Below are 16,837 nucleotides of genomic sequence, written 5' to 3' on the forward strand. Positions count from 1 at the left end.
GGAACTGGGCCGGATGTACCGGGAGCACATGAACCGGGGCCGGGCCACCCTCGGTGAGATGTTCGGCGGCCATGTCGAAGTGGCGTCCGAGGGGGCGTGGGTCACCACGGCCGAGGGCGAGCGCTTCCTCAACTGCGGCGGCTACGGCGTCTTTCTGATGGGCGCCCGGCACCCCACGGTGCTCCGGTACGTCAGGGAGCAGCTGGACAGCCACCCGATCGCCACCCGGGTCTTTCTGGAGCCGCAGGCCGCGCTGGCCGCCGAGGCGCTGGTCTCGGTCGCCCCGCCCGGGCTCTCCCGGGTGCACTTCGCGGGCTCGGGCGCGGAGGCCGCCGAGACCGCGCTCAAGCTGGCCCGTACCAAGGGACGGCACCGGCTGGTCGCCACGGTGAACGGCTACCACGGCAAGACGGCCGGCGCGCTCAGCCTCACCGGCAACGACATCTTCCGCACCCCGTTCCAGCCGCTGCTGCCGGGTACCACCCATGTGCCGTTCGGCGACGCGGCGGCGCTGGAGGCGGTGCTCGCGGAGTCGCCCGGCGAGTGCTGCGTCTTCGTGGAGCCGGTGCAGGGCGAGGCCGGGGTGGTCATCCCGCCCGAGGGGTACCTGGGCGAGGTGCGGGACGCCTGCGACCGGTACGGCGCGCTGCTCGTCACCGACGAGGTGCAGACCGGGATGGGCCGGCTCGGCACCTGGTGGGGCGCGGACGCGGAGGGCGTCAGCCCGGACATCATGCTGGTCGGCAAGGGACTGAGCGGCGGTGTGGTGCCGGTGTCGGCCGTGGTGGCGACCCGGGAGGCGTTCTCGGTCTTCGACCGCGACCCGTACCTCCACACCTCCACCTTCTCCGGCGCCCCGCTCGCCATGGCCGCCGCCCGGGGCGCCCTCGCGGCGATCCAGGAGGAGGAACTGGTCGACCGGGCCCGGAAGCTGGGCGACGAACTGCTGCCGGAACTGCGGCGGATCGCCGTGACCCACTACGGGGACGCGGTGCGCGAGGTACGCGGCCGGGGCCTGCTGCTGGGCATCGAGTTCGCCGAGCCGGGCCCGGCCGGGGACCTGCTCATCGAGCTGATCGCCAACGGGGTGATAGCCAACCACTCGCTCAACTCCCATCTGGTGCTGCGTCTGACGCCGCCCGCGATCCTGGAGCGCGCGGAAGTGGACTTCCTCTACGAGGCGTTCGACCGCGCCTGCCGGGCGCAGGCCCTCCGCTACCGCCCGGCCCCGTCCGCCTGACGCACCGGCCCGGCCGGCCGGCACAGCGCGTACCGGCCCGGCGGGCGTACCGGCCGGGGCCGACGTACCGGCTCCGGCGGACGTACCGGCCCGGGTCGACGTACCGGCCCGGGCGGGCCGCCGGGCAGTGACCACCGAGACCACACCGAGCCTCTCGCAGGAAGCAGCCGCAACCATGCGCAACGCAGAAGTACTTCTCCGTGTCGACGGCGTCGAACCCGAGGCGGCGTTCGACCGCATCCACGACTTCGCCCGCTACCCGGAATTCACCGACGTGGTGCGGAGTGTGACCGTCCACGAGATCTCCGACGAGGAGGAGACCAGCGACTGGGAGGTCTACTTCCGCAACGGCATCCTCCGGTGGACCGAGGCGGACCGCTTCGACCGGGGAACGCTGGTCATCTCCTTCGAACAGATCGACGGCGACTTCGCGGAGTTCTCCGGCACCTGGCGGATCAGCGCCGAAGGAGCGGACACCCTGGTCGCCTTCTCCGCCGACTTCGACTTCGGCATTCCCAGCCTGGCCGGCATCCTGGACCCGGTGGCTCAGCGGGTCTTCAAGGAGACCATCGCCCGGGTCGTCATCGGCCTCTTCGGCGGCGCGACCGTGGTGGGCGACGAGGCCGTGGCCCGGGCCGTCGCGGCGGTGGACGGCTCCGCCCCGAGTGCCCCGGCGCTCCGCTGATGGACGGCAAGAACCTCTTCGAGACGCCCACCACCTACCGGCTGATCCGGCTGGAGTACGGGCTCGGCCTGGTGGTGGCGGCCGTCCTCTTCTTCGCCCACCTGGACGAGGTGCGCTGGCTGCCGGCGATCGGGCTGTTCGTCTACATCGACCTGATCGGCTACCTCCCCGGGGCCTTCGCCCACCACCGCAGCCCGGACAAGCGGATCCCCCGGGTCTACTTCGTCCTCTACAACGTGATGCACAGCCTGGTCACCCAGGGCCTGGTGGTGCTCGCCTGGATCTGGCTGTTCGGGGCCGAGTGGGCGCTGCTGGCCGTCCCGATCCATCTCTTCGGGGACCGGGCGCTGTTCGGCAACTTCCTGAAGCCGTTCGCGCTGCGTTTCGAGCCCGAACCGCACCCGGCGTACACCGCCTTCCGTGAGCGCTACGAGCGTCCCGGGCCCGACGGGCTCTCCGGCTCCGGGGGCGAGGGCACCCGCGGCGGCGACCTCACCGGGACGGAGCGGACCCCGGCCACCGGGCCCGGCCCGATCCGGACCATCACCCATCCGAACGCAGGGAGACCGTCATGAGTGACGTCTACGACCGTCTGACCAAGCTGCTGGCCAACGGATTCGGCCTGGAGCCCGAGGAGTTGAAGCCCGAGGACACCTTCGGACACCTGGAGATGGACTCGCTGGCCCTGGTGGAGCTGACCGTCGCCGCCGAGGAGGAGTTCGGGGTCACGCTCACCGAGGCGGAGGTCGGCCCCGACTCCACACTGGCGCAGGCCGCGCGGGTCATCGAGGCCAAGGCGGGAGCCGCCTGATGTCCGGCCGGAGCGGCGCCGGCGGGCCGTCGGACGAGCGGGAGCACCCCGGGCGGTTCGACGCGGCGATCACCGGGCTCGGCATGGTGACCCCGGCCGGGATCGGCACGGCGGCCTCCTGGGCGCGTATCCGGGAAGGCGCCGGCACCGAGGCCGTCACGGTGCCCGACTTCGCCGGTATCGCGGTCGACTTCGCCTGCCAGGTGCCCGGCTTCGACCCGGCGGCGGTGGTCGGCAGGCGCCGGGTGCTCCAGTTCGACCGGTCCAGCCAACTGGCCCTGGCCGCGGCCGCCGAGGCGGTGGCCGACTCGGGGCTCGACCCGGAGAGCTGGGACGGCGCCCGGGTCGGTGTGGTGCTCGGCAACGGCATCGGCGGCGCGGCGACCTGGGAGACCCAGCACCGGCGGCTGCTCGACTCCGGTCCGCGCCGGGTCTCCCCCCGGCTCATCCCGATGCTGTCGGCCAATATGACCGCCGGCTATGTGTCGATGGAGTTCGGCGCCCGGGGGCCCTCGCTGGTGACGGCGACCGCCTGTGCCTCGGGCACCACCGCCATCGGCACGGCACGCGAGCTGCTGCGCTCGGGCGCCTGCGACGTGGTGATCACCGGGGGCGCCGAGGCCCCGCTGACCCCCTCGCTGGTCGCCGGGTTCAGCCAGATGGGGGCGCTCTCCCGGCGGAACGGTGACATCCGGGCCGCCTCCCGCCCCTTCGACGCCGGCCGGGACGGTTTCGTGGCCGCCGAGGGCGCCGCCGTCCTGATCCTGGAGCGGGCCGGGGACGCCCGGGCACGCGGCGCGAGGATCCGGGCGCTGGTCAGCGGCTACGGAGCCTCCGCCGACGCCTACCACGCCACCGCCCCGGACCCGGAGTGCACGGGCGCGGCACTCGCGCTGCGGGCGGCGCTGCGGGACGCCGGGGTCGGCCCGGACGAGGTGGACCACGTCAACGCGCACGGCACCGCGACGGTCATCAACGACGCCACCGAGGCCCGGCTGATCCGGGAGGTGCTCGGCGACCGGCCGCTGGTGACCTCCGTCAAGGGGGTGACCGGGCACTCGCTCTCGGCGGCCGGGGCGATCGAGGCGGCGGTGGCCGCGCTCACCCTGGAGGAGGGGTTCGTGCCGCCCACGGCCAACCTGGACAGCCCGGACCCGGAGATCGACCTCGACGTGGTGGCCAAGGCGGGCCGGGAGACCCCGGTCGAGGTGGTCGTCAGCAACTCCTTCGGGTTCGGCGGGCAGAACGCGGTACTGTTGCTCACCCGTTCGTGACCCATACATGACACGGTGTGTCCACCGCGGACACCGTGTCCGCCGCCGGCGAGGCCGCCGCGCGGGACCGACCCGGGAGGGGAGCCGATGAGTCCGGTGGAACGCCGCTGGGAGGTCGAGGAGAGCGTCTTCGTCGGGGCGGCTCCCGAGCGGGTGTACGCGGCCGTGGCCGACGTACGGTCGATGGGCCGCTGGAGCCCGGAGTGCGTGGCGGTACGCGGGGTGCCGCCCGGCCCGGCCCGGGCGGGCGCCCGGTTCATCGGGTTCAACCGCAAGGGGCCGTTCCTCTGGTTCACCGGCTGCCGGGTGGTCGCCGCCGAGCCGGGCGCCGCGTTCGCCTTCCGGGTCACCACCTTCGGCCTCCCGGTGGCCCTCTGGGGCTACCGGTTCGCCCCGGAGGCCGGCGGCACCCGGGTGACCGAGCACTGGACGGACCTCCGCACCGGCCGGCGCGGCGGGGTCGCCCAGCTGCTCGGCCGGATCTTCACCGGCACCCGCCCCGACCGGCGCCACCTCGCCAACCAGGCCGGTATGCGCGCCACCCTGGACCGGCTGAAGCAGGCACTGGAGAGCTGACCCCCGGCTCCGGCCCGCCCCGCCCCGTCCCGGACGCCCCTGCGGGGGCCGTCCGGGTGCGGGGGTGCGGGTGCCCCCGCACCCCCGTACCCGAACGACACGCTGTGCCACGGCCCCCCGGCGCCGTGGCACTTCCGTATGCCCGCGGCCGCTCGCACCCCGGTCCGGTCGCCCTGCGGCCCGGTTTCACCCCGGCCCGGTCGCACCGCGGTCCGGTTTCACCCCGGTCCGGTCGCCCTGCGGCCCGTTTCGCCCCGGTCCGGTCGCACCGTGTGCCGGGGCCCGCGCGCCCGGCGCCGTACGCCCCCGTGCCGTACGCCGTCCCCGCCGCCGGGTGCCGTCCTCCGCCGTGCGTCCTCGGGGAGGCCGCTCAGCGCCGGGGACCGCCGTCCGGCGGACCGTCCATCGGCTGTGGGCCCGGCGCGGGGCGGAGGCGGGCGGCGAGCGCCCGGATCACGGCGGCGGCCAGTACGGCGTGGCCCCGGCCGTTCGGCGCCAGACCGGTGCCGCTCCACACACCGGGCGCGGCCGGGGGAGCGGCCTCCGGGATGCCGAGCGGGTCCACATGGACCGCCCCGTGCAGCTGCGCCAGGGTGCGGGACCGCTCGGTCTGGGCGCGCTGCCGGGCCCGTACGAGCTCCGCGTCCAGCTCCCGCGCGGCGGCGGAACCGGTCAGGTCGAAGGGGTCCACCAGCAGCACGTCACAGCCGTGTTCGCGCAGCGGGGCGATGATCCGTACCAGCTCGGTCCGGAAGGCGCCGGCGTCGAAGGCGGGGCGCAGCAGCTCGTGACCGGCCAGCCGGAGCACCGCCAGGTCCCCGCCGAAGGCCAGCGCCTCGGGGAGTTGCCGGGAGCGTACGTCGGCGGCCCGCCGCACCCGCCCGCTCAGCAGATTGAGACAGGCGAGCCCCGGTTCCACCTCGCGCAGGGCGTCCGCGACCCGCCCGTACCAGGGCGCCCGGCCGTAGCCGTCCACCCGCTCGGGGCGCCGTTCCGTACCGCCGTCCCCCAGGATCACCACCCGGCGCCAGCGCGCCCCGGCCAGCAGCCGGTTCGCCTCCCCGGGGCCCAGGCAGCCGGGGTCGTGCTCCTCGGCCACCCCCTCCGGGGTGTCCGCCGCGCCGGCCGGGTGTTTCGCTCTTCGCGCCCGGGCAGTGCCCCCCGGGCCGGGGGCGGAGTCGGCCGGGGTCTTGTCCGGGGCCGTGACCGGGGAGTCCGCGCGCGTAGCGGGGCGGGTTGGTTCGGACACGAGGTGTCTCCCTTCCTCGGGCGCCCCGGCAGGCGGGGGCCGGCCGGTCGCCCGTTGCGGCTCTACCCCTGCCTGACGCGGATTCAACTGCTCCGGTGCTGAATCGCGTGTCTCAGAATCGTCTCAGCGGAATGTCAGAGGGCACCGGCAGAATCACTGTCACCGGCGAGCGGGACGGAACGGTCCCGCACCGCCGCCAGGAGAGGTACCCGAAGCGGCCCAACGGGGTTCCGGGGCAACTCGGATCGGGTGCAAGCCCTCGCAGGTTCGAATCCTGCCCTCTCCGCCGCAGGCTCTTCGTGGCGCCCGTCCGAGCGGGCCGGCGCCACGGAGGGCCCGGATGAGCCACGGGCCGAATCAGTCACGGAGGGCCGGACGAGCCGGGGAGGTCCGGACGGCGCCCCGGCCCGGCCGCCCCTCCGGCGCTTCGGCGCTTCGGACCAGCGTCTCCGGTGCCCCGAACCGGCCCGCTCCGGCCGGTCGTACGCGCCCGGTGCGGCGGCCACCGGCCGGGGGCGCCCGGGGCCCGCTGCCGCCGCCGGCCAGGTATGCCTCCCCACCCGCAAGCCGTGAAGGGAAACCCGGATGATCGGCACGCTGCTCAAGAAACCGCTGGAAGTGGTCGAGACGAACTTCCGCCGGCCCCATGGCACGGCCGGGCAGCTCGTCGGCCATCTGATGACGCTCCAGCACCGCTCGCTGACGGTGTGGGCGATCGAGCACATGGACGTACGCCGTTCCCAGCGCGTCCTGGACGTGGGCTGCGGCGGCGGCATGGCGGTCAAGCTGCTCGCCGAGCGGACCCCGCAGGGCTTCGTCGCGGGCGTCGACTACTCGCTGGACATGGTGAGCCAGGCGCTCCGCCGGAACGCCGACGCCGTCGCCCGGCGCCGGGTGGAGATCCGGCACGGCGACTCCGCCGAACTGCCGTACGAGGACGCCAGCTTCGACCAGGTCAGCGCCATCGAGACCTTCTACTTCTGGCCCGATCCGATGCGCGGGCTCGCGGAGGCGCACCGGGTGCTCCGGCCCGGCGGGCAGGTGGCGATCACGCTGGAGATGAGCCGGGAGGCGGCGGCCGACCCCTCGCTGGTGCAGCGCTTCTTCGGCAAGCGGTTCACCGAGCGCTCCGAGCGCGACGGGCTGAACATCCTGTCCGGCGCCGACCTCACCGAGATGCTCACCAAGGCCGGCTTCCGGGACGTCCGGTTCGTCGCCGAGCCGCGCCGCTCGCTGGGCTGGGTCTGCGCCCTCGGGCGCAAGTGACGGCGGGGAGGACACCGGAGATGGCAGTGGGCAACCCGTCAACACCACCGACGGCACCGATGGCGTCGCCGGGAGCGGCAGGATCGCCGGGAGCGGCGGCACCGGACACCCCGGCGGCACCGGCCGCGCACGGCGGGCCCGCCCCGGAGGCCGAGGGTCTGCCGGTGCTGGGCAACATCGTGGACTTCCGCAAGGACATCCTGGACGCCATGCACCGGGGCTGGCAGGCCCGGGGCGACCTGGTCCGCTACCGCCTCGGGCCGGTCGTGGTGCACGGGGTCTCCAGCCCCGAGCTGGCCGGCGAGGTGCTCACCGACAGCGGTACGTACGGAAAGCTCGGCCCGGACAACCCGCTCCGGCTCATCCTCGGCGAGGGGCTGCTCACCAGCGACGATCACGAGAGCTGGATGCGCAACCGGCGCATGATGCAGCCGATCTACTCCAAGCAGGCGCTCTCCGGAATGTTCCGCGCCATGGCGGACGCCACCGCCGACCAGCTCGCCCACATGGAGCGGAGCCACCCGCCGGGCGCCGAGGTCGATCTGCACGGCGAGATGATGCGGGTCACCCTGGACATCGTCAGCCGCTGCATGTTCAGCACCGATGTCAGCCGCACCCGGGACAAGCTCAGCCCGGAGGCGGTGGACGTGGCGGTCAACTACGCCTTCGACCGGCTGCAGAACCCCTTCAGCCCGCCCACCGGCTGGCCGACCCCGCGCAACCGCCGCTTCCAGCAGGTGATGGACGGCCTCGACGGGATGATGTACGGCATCATCGAGGAGCGCCGGGCCGCCGGGCCGCCGGAGGGCGGCGCCAACGACCTGCTCGACATGCTGCTCGCCGCCCGGGACGCCGACACCGGCGAGGGCATGAGCGACCGCGAGCTGCGGGACGAGATCATCACCACCTTCGCGGCCGGCCACGAGACCACCGCCGTCACCCTCACCTGGGCCTTCTATCTGCTCTCCCGCCACCGCGAGGTGCTGCGCCGGGCGCAGGAGGAGGTGGACCGGGAGCTGAGCGACGCCCTGCCGACCGTCGAGGACCTGGCCCGGATGCCGTACCTCCTCCAGATCTTCGAGGAGGCGCTGCGGATGTACCCCTCGGCGCCGATCGTCCCCCGGCTGACGCTCAAGGACACCGTTCTGGGTGGTCACCATGTGCCGGAGGGGTCACGCGTTCTGGTCAATCTCTTCAACATCCACCGCCATGAGCGCCATTGGGCCGACCCGGAGCGCTTCGACCCCGACCACTTCGCGGCAGCGAACAAGAAGGGCCGGTATCGCTTCGCGTACATGCCCTTCGGGGCCGGTCCGCACCTCTGCATCGGCAAACACTTCGCGCTCATGGAGGCGCATCTGCTGCTGGCGGCGCTGATCCGGCGGTACGAATTCCGGCATGTCCCGTCCCATCGGGTGGTCAATCACGCGACCATCACCCTGCGGCCCAAGTACGGAATGACCATGACGCTCCACGAGCGCCGCCGCGCCCCGCGGCCGGCGGCCACCACGGCCGGCTGACGGGCGGCGGCCGGCCGGGCGGCGGAACGGCATGACGGCGGGGCGGGCGACCGCCGGCGCCGACGGGACGTCGGTACGCCCGGCCGCCGGCGCGCCGGCCCGCGGGAAACGGCACTTCGGCGCACGGCACACCGGCACATCGGCACACCAGGGACACGCACACCGGGACAGCGAGAGCACCTCCGCCGGTCACGCGCTCGGCGCGGCGGCCGGCGGACCGGAGGAGACGGGATTCATGCACACCGACTACAGCACCGCCGACGTGTCGGCCCTCAACCGGACGCAGTACCGGCCGGGCCAGCGCGAGGGGCACTACGAGAGCTTCTACCAGCGCGGCAACCACCCCACCGAGCCCCGGGCGTTCTGGATCCGCTACACCATCTTCAGCCCGGCGGACATGCCCGACGCGGCCATCGGTGAGCTGTGGGCGGTCTACTTCGACGGGGTCACCGGGGAGCATGTGGTCGCCAAGGAGGAGTACCCGATCGCGGAGTGCGCCTTCGACCGCGAGGCGTTCGGCGCCCGGATCGCGGACCGGGTACTGGAGCCGGGGGCGCTGCGCGGCGAGGCGGTGGGCACCAACGGCCGGATCGGCTGGGACCTCACGTACAAGGGTGAGGAGCCGCCGCTCCTGCTGCTGCCGCCGAAGATGTACACCGGTGGCTTCCCCAAGGCGAAGAGCCTGGTCGGGGTGCCGCTGGCGGTGTACGACGGCACCCTCACGGTGGACGGCCGGACCGTCGACATCGACGGCTGGACCGGCAGCCAGAACCACAACTGGGGCAGTCGGCACACCGATTACTACGCCTTCGGCCAGGTCGCCGGCTTCGACGACGCGCCCGACAGCTTCCTGGAGATCGTCACCGGACGCACCCGGATCGCCGGCCCGGTGATGACGCCGATGGTGACCTTCCTGGTCCTGCGCCACCAGGACCGGGAGTACTCCCTGGTCGCGCCGCGCCGGGCGCTCACCGCCAAGGCCGACTTCGGCTACTTCTACTGGAACTTCGCCGGCGGCGACGACACCGTGTCCATCCGGGGCCGGTTCGACGCCCGGCCGGAACACTTCGTCGGGCTCAACTACTACAACCCGCCGGGTGGCATCAAGCACTGCCTCAACACCAAGATCGCCGCCTGTGAGGTGGAGATCGTCAACAAGGTCACCGGCCGCACCGACCGGCTCCGTACCGCCAACCGGGCGCTGATGGAGATCCTCACCGACGACCGCGACCACGGAATCGCGATCCGCGCATGACGGATCCGGGCACCACGGAACCGCGCACGACGGACCCGGGCGGGACCGGCTCCCGCCCGGCGGGCCCGCGTACGTTCGACCGGACACCCGAGACCGCCGCTGGGCTCCCGCCCGGCGGCGGTCCGGCCGTGTCGCCCGGCGGCCACGGCCCGGTGGCCCGGCTGGCCGACGGCACCGCCCGGTTCACCCGCCGCCGGCGCCGTCCGCTGGCGGCGCTCTGGGTGCTGCTGATCCTGATCGCCGGGTACGGGGCCACCCAGCTGGCCGACGCGCTGAGCGGCGGCGGCTGGTACGTCACCGGCTCGGACTCGGCCGCCGCGGCCCAGCGGGTGACCCGGGGCTTCGAGGGGCGCGGCGCCACCTCGCTCACCCTGGTGGTCGAGGACACCCGGAGCGAGCGCGGCGAGCCGGCCTTCGAGACCCGGGTCCGGGGCGTGGTGGACCGGGTCACCCGCGACCCCGGGCTCAAGGTCGCGGGCGCGTACGGCTACACCACCCTCGCCACCGAACAGGCCCGCGCCGCCTTCCTCGGCAAGGACGGCCGCACCGCGCTCGTCCGGCTCGGCTCCCGGCTGGACGACGGCACCGCCCGCCGCGTACTCCCCGGCATTCAGGAGAAGTTGAGCGGTGAGTACGAGTCCCGGGGGCTGCGGGTCTCGCTGGTCAGCCAGGCGGCGCTCTGGGGCGAGGTCAACCATCTGAGCGAACGCGGCCTGGTGCGGGCCGAGTTGATCACCCTGCCGCTGATCGCCCTGGTGCTGCTGCTGCTCTTCCGCAGTGTGGCCGCCGCACTGGCCTCGCTGCTGGTCGGCGTCACCTCGGTCGCCTTCACCCTCGGGCTGCTCGCCGTCCTCGCCCGGCACACCGAACTCTCCGTCTTCGTCCAGAACGCCGCCACCATGCTCGGTCTGGGCGTCGGGGTGGACTACTCGCTCTTCGTCATCATGCGGTTCAAGGAGGAGCTGCGGGCCGAGGGACCGGAGCCGTCGGCGGACGCGGTGGAACGGGCCGTCGCCCGCACCCTGCGCACCTCCGGCGAGACGGTGGTGGCCTCCGGGTTCACCATCGTCGCCGCCATGTCCACCCTCTTCCTGGTGGACCTGAACGTCATCTGGTCGATGGCGCTCGGCGCCGTCGTGGTGGTCGCCTTCTCCATTCTCACCAGCGTGCTGCTGCTGCCGGTGCTGCTCCAGCTGCTCGGCCCCCGGATCGAGTGGGGCGCCATCGGCCGCCGGGCCGGCAGGGGCGCGGTCGCTGCCGGGGCGGACGGCACCGGGGCGGACCGGGCCGGAGTGGACGGCGCCGGGGTGCCCGAGCGGCCGAGCCGGTGGGCGACCGTCAGCCGGGCGGTGATGCGCCGGCCGGTGGTCTTCCTGGTGGTGAGCCTGGTCGCCATGGGCGTGCTGGCGATCCCCTCCCTCGACCTGCGGACCTTCACCCCGGACGCCCGGGTGGTGCCCACCGGCGCCCCGGTGCGCGAGGGATACGACACCGCCAAGGAGCAGTTCGGGGTGGGCAGCGCGGCGCCGATCCAGGTGGTCGTGGAGTCCGCCGCCCCGCTCTGGGAGCGCTCGCCCGCCGACTCCGCCCGGCTGGTCCGGCTGCACGACCGGCTGGCCGCCCTGCCCGGCGCGGCTCGGGTGGACTCGGTCGTCGCCCCACTGCGCCAGGTGAGCCCCGCCCGCCCGTTCGCCGCGCTGGCGCCGCCGGCCGCCGCCGCGCTGCCGGCCGATCTGCGGAGCGCCGTACGGCACTTCGTGGCAGCGGACGGCCGGACGCTGGTACTGGAGGTGGTGGGGAAGGACACCGCCTCGTCCGAGCCGGTGCGGGAGCTGCTGGAATCGGTGCGCGCAGCCGCCGGCGGACTGGAGGCCGGAGGCGGCTGGCGGGTCTTCACGGGCGGCGAGACCGCCGAGGGCGTGGACGCCAACGAGGTGATCTCGGACAGCCTGCTCCCGGTCATCGGCACCATGCTCGCCGTCATCTATCTGTTGTTGCTCGTCACCTTCCGGTCGGTCTTCCTGCCGCTGGAGGCCATCCTGATGAACCTGGTCTCGATGGCCGCCACCTACGGCGTGCTGGTCCTGGTCTTCCAGGACGGCTGGGGCAGCGGGCTGCTGGGCTTCGACACCAGTGGGTATCTCACCAACTTCGTCCCGGTGCTGCTGGTGACCCTGCTCTTCAGCCTGAGCACCGACTACGAGGTGTTCCTGCTGAGCCGGATCCGGGAGGACCATGTCGCCACCGGGGACGACACCGGCAGTGTGGCGCGCGGCATGGCCGCCACCGCGCCGCTGATCTCGGGCGCGGCGGTGCTGATGGTGGCGGTCTTCACAGCGTTCGCGTTCACCGGCATCCTGCCCATTCAGCAGATCGGGATCGGCATGGCGGTGGCGATCGCGCTGGACGCGACCGTCATCCGGCTGCTGGTGGTGCCGGCCTCGATGCGGCTGATGACCCGCTGGAACTGGTGGATGCCGGGCCGGAAGCCGGCGCGCCGGGCCACCGGCGACCGGTGATTCGGCGGACCGGTGACGGGGCGGGAGCGCGGGTGCGGGTGCGACCGGCGCCCCCACCCGTCCCGGCCGGTGCCGGTGCCGGTGCCGGTCCCGGTCGGCGGGTGTTGTCCGAACGCTCCATTCCTACAGACGACTTGGGAGAGGTGACACGGTGAGCCAGCTGATGTCCGCACCGCGCGTGGCCGAACGGCTGACCCTCAAGGTGCCGTCCGAGACGGCCTGGGCCGCCATCAGTGACGTACGGCGCATGGGGGAGTGGAGCCCCGAGTGCCGGGGCGCCTGGATACTCGGGCGGGGCGGCCGGATCCAGACCGGCACCCGCTTCCTCGGCCGCAACCGCGCCTCCTGGCTGCCCTGGGTGACCCTCTGCCGGGTGGTGGAGGCCGTCCCGGGCGAGGTCTTCGCCTTCGACGTCAGCCTCTTCGGCATCCCGCTCTCCCGCTGGGTCTACCGCTTCACCCCGGTCCCCGGCGGCTGCGAGGTGACGGAGGAGTGGTACGACCGCCGGCGCGGCGCCCACGGCCATCTCATCACCGCCACCGCCCCGTTGCTCACCGGTGTGGTGCGGCGGCCCGCCCGCAACCGCACCACCACCCGCGCCACCCTGGTCGCCCTGCGCGACGCCCTCGAAGCGGGCCGGTGAGTCCGCACCCCTCGACACATGGCACGGACCGGGGCCGTGACCCGGCCGAGACGCACCACACCGAAGCCCCGCCACGGGCTTCAGAAAGGAGCCCGGTGATGCGCCAGGTCACCGCCGGAGCACCGCCCGGCGAGCCGCCCCGCGCCACGGACGCGCCCGGCCCCCCCGGCACAGTCGCCGGAACCGAGGAGCCCGGGGCGCCGCGCGCCGACCGGGCGGCCGACGGGGACGGTGACGCGGCCGGGCGGGCGGCCCCCCGGGACTTCTACGCGCGGCTGGCCTCCGGGGTCACGGTGATCACCGCGCAGGGGCAGGACGGACCGGCCGGCAGCACCGCGTCGGCCGTCACCTCGCTCTCGGCCGACCCGCCGCTGCTGCTCGTCTGTCTCGGCACCGCCTCGCGGACCCTGACCGTGATCGAGGAGCGGGGCCGGTTCGCCGTCAATCTGCTGGCCGAGTCGCAGCGGGCGCGGGCGGAGCTGTTCGCCGACCCCCGGGCGGGCTCCGCCGAGCGCTTCGCCGGGACGGACCACCGCCGGGTGCTCGCCGTGCCCGTACTGACGGACGCCCTGGGCTGGTCGGTCTGTGTCGCGGAGGACATACGCCGGTACGGGGACCACTGCCTGGTGGTCGGCCGGATCGCGGCCGCCCACACCGCCGCCGGGCGCCCGCTGCTCTGGCACGACCGCTCCTTCCACCACCTCGCCGGCCGGGGCGCGGCCCGCACCGCTCCGGCCGGCGCCCGACCGCCCCTGGAGGCACCATGACGCGGCCCCCGGCCGGCCGGCCCTGCTGGGCCGGTCCCGGTCCCGACCCCACCGCCCCGGCCGGTACCGAACCGGCGCCGCCGCCCCGCGTACGGGGGGTGCTGGAGGCCGACGTGACCGTGGTCGGTGCCGGTCTCGCCGGGCTCTCCACCGCCTACCACCTGGCCGAGCGCGACCCGTCGCTGGATGTGCTGGTGGTCGACGCCGAGGGCCCCGCCGCGGGTGCCAGCGGCCGCGGCACCGGACTGCTCGGCCCCCGGGTCGGGCCCCCGGTCGACCAGGCGGTCCGCCGCTTCGGCCCGGCGACCGCCCGGCGGATGTACCAGGCCAGCACCGAGGCGGTGGACCGGGTGCTGGAGCTGTGCGCCCGGCTGGGGGTGGCGACCGGCCCCCGTACCGGGGAGCAGGTGGTGGCCACCCGTACCGGCGACGGGCTGGCCTCGCTCGCCCGGCAGTCCGCCGCGTACCGCCGACTCGGCCTGGACGTACCGGTGCTCTCCGCCGCCGGCATCCGGGAGCGACTGGACGTGCCGTACCACGCCGGGCTGCTCTACCGCGCGGCCGGCCTCGACCCGGCGGCGCTCAGCGGCGCGCTCGCCCGGGCCTGCGCCGCTAAGGGGGTCCGCTTCCTCGGCAACAGTCCGCTGCGGGCGCTCCGGCCCGGCGAGACCGCCGACACCACCCTGCTGGTCTTCCCCGGCGGTACCGTGCGCACCCGGAAGGCCGTGCTCGCCGTCAACGCCGCGGCGGGCCCGCTCGGACTGCCGGTCGGCACCGTGCTGCCGCTGCTCGTGCACGCCGTCGCCACCGCGCCGCTGCCCGCCCCGGCCCGGGAGGCACTGGGCGACCGGACCGGCTGCGCGCTGATCGACGCCCACCCGCTGGCCCCGTACTTCCGGCTCACCCCCGACGGGCGGCTGGTGCTGGGCGGCGGCCGTCCGCTGCTCGCCCCGGTGTCCGACGACTCCGGGTCGGCGGCGGTCTGGGCGGGCCTGGAGGAGCGGCTGCGCCGGCTGCACCCGGCCCTCGCGGAGGCCGAGGTCACCCACCGCTGGGCCGGGCAGATCGGGATGACCTCCGACAGCCTGCCGGTGGTCGGCCCGCTGACCGGCCGGCCGGGCGTCTGGTACGTGGGCGGCTGCTGCGGCCATGGCCTCGCCCTGTCGGTGGCACACGGCGCCCATGTGGCCGAGGCGCTGACCGACGGCGCCCCGGAGCGGCTGCCCTGGCACCGGTCCAGCGCGCCGACACTGCCGCTGCCCGCCCCCGCCCGACCGCTGCTGCGCGCCGGACTCGGGCTGCTGGAGCGGGGCGCCCGGCGCACGGCGTGACCGTACGCGCCGTACGCGGTCCAGCGCGCGGGAGGCCGGGCCGCCAAGCCCGGGACGAGCGCGATCCACCCCGTACGCGGTCGTGCGCGCGGGAGGCCGGGGCGGGCAGCGCCCCGGCCTCCCAGCTTTTCCGGCGGAGCCCCGGGGCCCCGGCATCCACGGCGCTGGACAGGGGCCGTGGCATCCACGGTGGTGGTCAGGGGCCGTGGCATCCACGGTGGCGCTCACGGGCCCTGGCCATTTCCGGCGGCGCTCGGGGGTCTCGCTCTCCCCATGGCGCTCAGCGGGCCTTCCGCCAGACCAGTACCGCCGCCACGGCCAGCAGCGCCAGCGCCGCGATGTCGATCCGGGCCACCCGCATGGTGGCGCTGTTGAGCCCCGGGGTGGCGTAGGCGAAGAGCAGGAACGTCCCCATGCTGACCGCGCCCGCCACCATGGCCGGCACCCGCAGCGAAGGGATGAACGCCGCGCAGAGCAGGCCGATCCCGACCAGCCCCAGCAGCACCGCGCGGTGGCGCAGCAGCACCGTCAGATCGGCCGCGTCGGCTCCGTCGACGGTGATGCCGTACGCGGTGGTGATCCGGGACGGCGCCAGCGCGACAAAGCTTGGCAGCAGGTTCACCGCGCCGACGATGACCAGCAGGGCGGTGGTGAGACGGTCGATCCACATGGTGTCGTCTGTCCGTTCGCGGAGGCAGCGGATGCGCGGGGAAGGGCGGATGCCAGGGGAAGGCCGGCTTCCGGGGGACGGCAGTGGCAGTGGTAGGCCACTGGCCGGAGCGACGGCCCGGGCGGCGCGGGGTGTTCGCGGTGCTCCGGAGCGCAGCCCCCGGGGCGTACGCCGGAGCGGGACCCGGGCAGGACCGGCGGAACAGGGCTTAGCATGCCCGCATGCACCCGGCGCTGCTTTCAGAAACGTGTCGTGACCAGGCCGCGTTGTGGTTGTGGCCGGGTCAGGCGCTGTACGTGGGGCCCTCGTTGGAGCTCGGCTTTCACTCCGGGGCCGTCAGCTGTCTGGCGGTGGGTGTCGACGCGGAGTTCACGGTCGAGCTGGAACACGGGCCGCGCCACCGGGCCCGTACGGCTCTGGTGGCGGCCCGGGTCCGGCACCGGATCGTCGCGGACGGGGGCCGGATGGCCTTCTGCTACCTGGATCCGGCGTCGGCGCGGGAGCGGGCCTGCCGCCGGATGACCGACGGCGGCCCCGAGGTCGCCCTGCACCACGAGCGGGAGGCCGAGTTGGTCCGGCGGGCCGCCTCGCTGGAAGGGGACGTACCGCTTCCGGAGGTCCGGGGCTGGCTGGACCTCGCCGGACCGGACGGGCTCGCCGGCCGTCTGGACCCCCGGGTCAGGCGGGCGGCCGGCCGGCTGGCCGGGCCCTCGGGGCAGCGGCTGGCGGCCAAGGAGCTGGCGGCCGAGGCGGGCCTCTCCGTCTCGGGCTTCCTGCGGCTGTTCCGCGCCGAGACCGGCACCACCTTCCGGCGGTACCGGCTGTGGGCGCGGATGCTGCGGGTGGCCGCCCTCCTGGAGACCTGGCCCGATCTGAGCACGGCCGCCGTGGAGGCGGGATTCGCCAGTCCCTCGCACTTCAGCAGCTCCTTCCACGCGACGTTCGGGCTGCGCCCCAGCGCGCTGTTCTCCCGGCCCGTGGCGATCAGCGCGACCGAGTGGCCGGAAAGTGTTACTCGAAAGTAGGCATCC

Annotated in this window: 16 protein-coding genes and 1 tRNA gene; 15 read left to right on the forward strand and 2 right to left on the reverse strand. The window is 74.4% G+C overall.

Going from position 1 to position 16,837, the window contains the following annotated elements; genetic code table 11:
- Positions 1-13: 13 nt before the first annotated feature.
- The 6 genes from NX801_RS22425 (at position 14) to NX801_RS22450 (ending at position 4,586) form a co-directional block, all read left to right on the forward strand.
- Positions 14-1,240, forward strand: coding sequence for an aspartate aminotransferase family protein (locus tag NX801_RS22425; protein WP_258789674.1), 1,227 nt, complete (start codon positions 14-16; stop codon positions 1,238-1,240).
- A 175-nt stretch (positions 1,241-1,415) separates the two neighbouring features.
- Positions 1,416-1,925 carry a type II toxin-antitoxin system RatA family toxin gene (locus NX801_RS22430; protein WP_258789631.1) on the forward strand — a complete coding sequence of 170 codons (510 nt, stop codon included), beginning with the start codon at positions 1,416-1,418 and terminating at the stop codon, positions 1,923-1,925.
- The gene (locus tag NX801_RS22435; protein ID WP_258789632.1) at positions 1,925-2,500 is read left to right on the forward strand and encodes a hypothetical protein; all 576 of its coding nucleotides are present in this window, start codon (positions 1,925-1,927) and stop codon (positions 2,498-2,500) included. The genes NX801_RS22430 and NX801_RS22435 overlap by 1 nt, the downstream gene beginning before the upstream one ends.
- Entirely contained in the window at positions 2,497-2,736 is a 240-nt protein-coding gene (locus NX801_RS22440) for an acyl carrier protein (protein WP_258789633.1), read from the forward strand. The genes NX801_RS22435 and NX801_RS22440 overlap by 4 nt, the downstream gene beginning before the upstream one ends.
- An 83-nt stretch (positions 2,737-2,819) precedes the next feature.
- Positions 2,820-4,010, forward strand: a complete 1,191-nt coding sequence (locus tag NX801_RS22445; protein ID WP_258789675.1) for a beta-ketoacyl-[acyl-carrier-protein] synthase family protein — start codon at positions 2,820-2,822, stop codon at positions 4,008-4,010.
- Positions 4,011-4,097: 87 nt separating this feature from the next.
- Positions 4,098-4,586, forward strand: coding sequence for an SRPBCC family protein (locus NX801_RS22450; RefSeq protein WP_258789634.1), 489 nt, complete (start codon positions 4,098-4,100; stop codon positions 4,584-4,586).
- A gap of 370 nt (positions 4,587-4,956) precedes the next feature.
- Here the strand turns inward: NX801_RS22450 and NX801_RS22455 are convergent, their stop codons facing one another.
- Positions 4,957-5,685, reverse strand: coding sequence for an SGNH/GDSL hydrolase family protein (locus tag NX801_RS22455; RefSeq protein WP_258789635.1), 729 nt, complete (start codon positions 5,683-5,685; stop codon positions 4,957-4,959).
- 349 nt (positions 5,686-6,034) lie between these two features.
- Here NX801_RS22455 and NX801_RS22460 point away from each other — a divergent pair.
- The 8 genes from NX801_RS22460 (at position 6,035) to NX801_RS22495 (ending at position 15,136) form a co-directional block, all read left to right on the forward strand.
- Positions 6,035-6,121: transfer RNA gene (locus NX801_RS22460), tRNA-OTHER, on the forward strand.
- A 299-nt stretch (positions 6,122-6,420) separates the two neighbouring features.
- Positions 6,421-7,101 (forward strand): class I SAM-dependent methyltransferase, encoded by a 681-nt coding sequence (locus NX801_RS22465; protein WP_258789636.1) that lies wholly within the window; start codon positions 6,421-6,423, stop codon positions 7,099-7,101.
- A 20-nt stretch (positions 7,102-7,121) separates the two neighbouring features.
- On the forward strand, positions 7,122-8,621 hold the full coding sequence (locus NX801_RS22470) for a cytochrome P450 (RefSeq protein WP_258789637.1): 1,500 nt from the start codon (positions 7,122-7,124) through the stop codon (positions 8,619-8,621).
- A 235-nt stretch (positions 8,622-8,856) separates the two neighbouring features.
- Complete coding sequence (locus NX801_RS22475) at positions 8,857-9,876, forward strand: hypothetical protein (RefSeq protein WP_258789638.1); 1,020 nt, start codon at positions 8,857-8,859, stop codon at positions 9,874-9,876.
- Entirely contained in the window at positions 9,873-12,395 is a 2,523-nt protein-coding gene (locus NX801_RS22480) for an MMPL family transporter (RefSeq protein WP_258789639.1), read from the forward strand. Before NX801_RS22475 ends, NX801_RS22480 begins: the two co-directional genes overlap by 4 nt.
- A gap of 151 nt (positions 12,396-12,546) precedes the next feature.
- Positions 12,547-13,038, forward strand: coding sequence for an SRPBCC family protein (locus NX801_RS22485; protein ID WP_258789640.1), 492 nt, complete (start codon positions 12,547-12,549; stop codon positions 13,036-13,038).
- Positions 13,039-13,136: 98 nt separating this feature from the next.
- The gene (locus NX801_RS22490; protein WP_258789641.1) at positions 13,137-13,805 is read left to right on the forward strand and encodes a flavin reductase family protein; all 669 of its coding nucleotides are present in this window, start codon (positions 13,137-13,139) and stop codon (positions 13,803-13,805) included.
- The gene (locus NX801_RS22495; protein WP_258789642.1) at positions 13,802-15,136 is read left to right on the forward strand and encodes an NAD(P)/FAD-dependent oxidoreductase; all 1,335 of its coding nucleotides are present in this window, start codon (positions 13,802-13,804) and stop codon (positions 15,134-15,136) included. Before NX801_RS22490 ends, NX801_RS22495 begins: the two co-directional genes overlap by 4 nt.
- 280 nt (positions 15,137-15,416) lie before the next feature.
- Here the strand turns inward: NX801_RS22495 and NX801_RS22500 are convergent, their stop codons facing one another.
- Positions 15,417-15,806 carry a hypothetical protein gene (locus NX801_RS22500; RefSeq protein ID WP_258789643.1) on the reverse strand — a complete coding sequence of 130 codons (390 nt, stop codon included), beginning with the start codon at positions 15,804-15,806 and terminating at the stop codon, positions 15,417-15,419.
- Between the two features lie 308 nt (positions 15,807-16,114).
- Here NX801_RS22500 and NX801_RS22505 point away from each other — a divergent pair, with 308 nt between their 5' ends.
- On the forward strand, positions 16,115-16,831 hold the full coding sequence (locus tag NX801_RS22505) for a helix-turn-helix domain-containing protein (RefSeq protein WP_258789644.1): 717 nt from the start codon (positions 16,115-16,117) through the stop codon (positions 16,829-16,831).
- The last annotated feature ends 6 nt before the right edge of the window (positions 16,832-16,837 follow it).

Origin of the sequence: Streptomyces pyxinae, from assembly GCF_024756275.1 — a bacterium.
GTDB classification, from domain to species: domain Bacteria; phylum Actinomycetota; class Actinomycetes; order Streptomycetales; family Streptomycetaceae; genus Streptomyces; species Streptomyces pyxinae.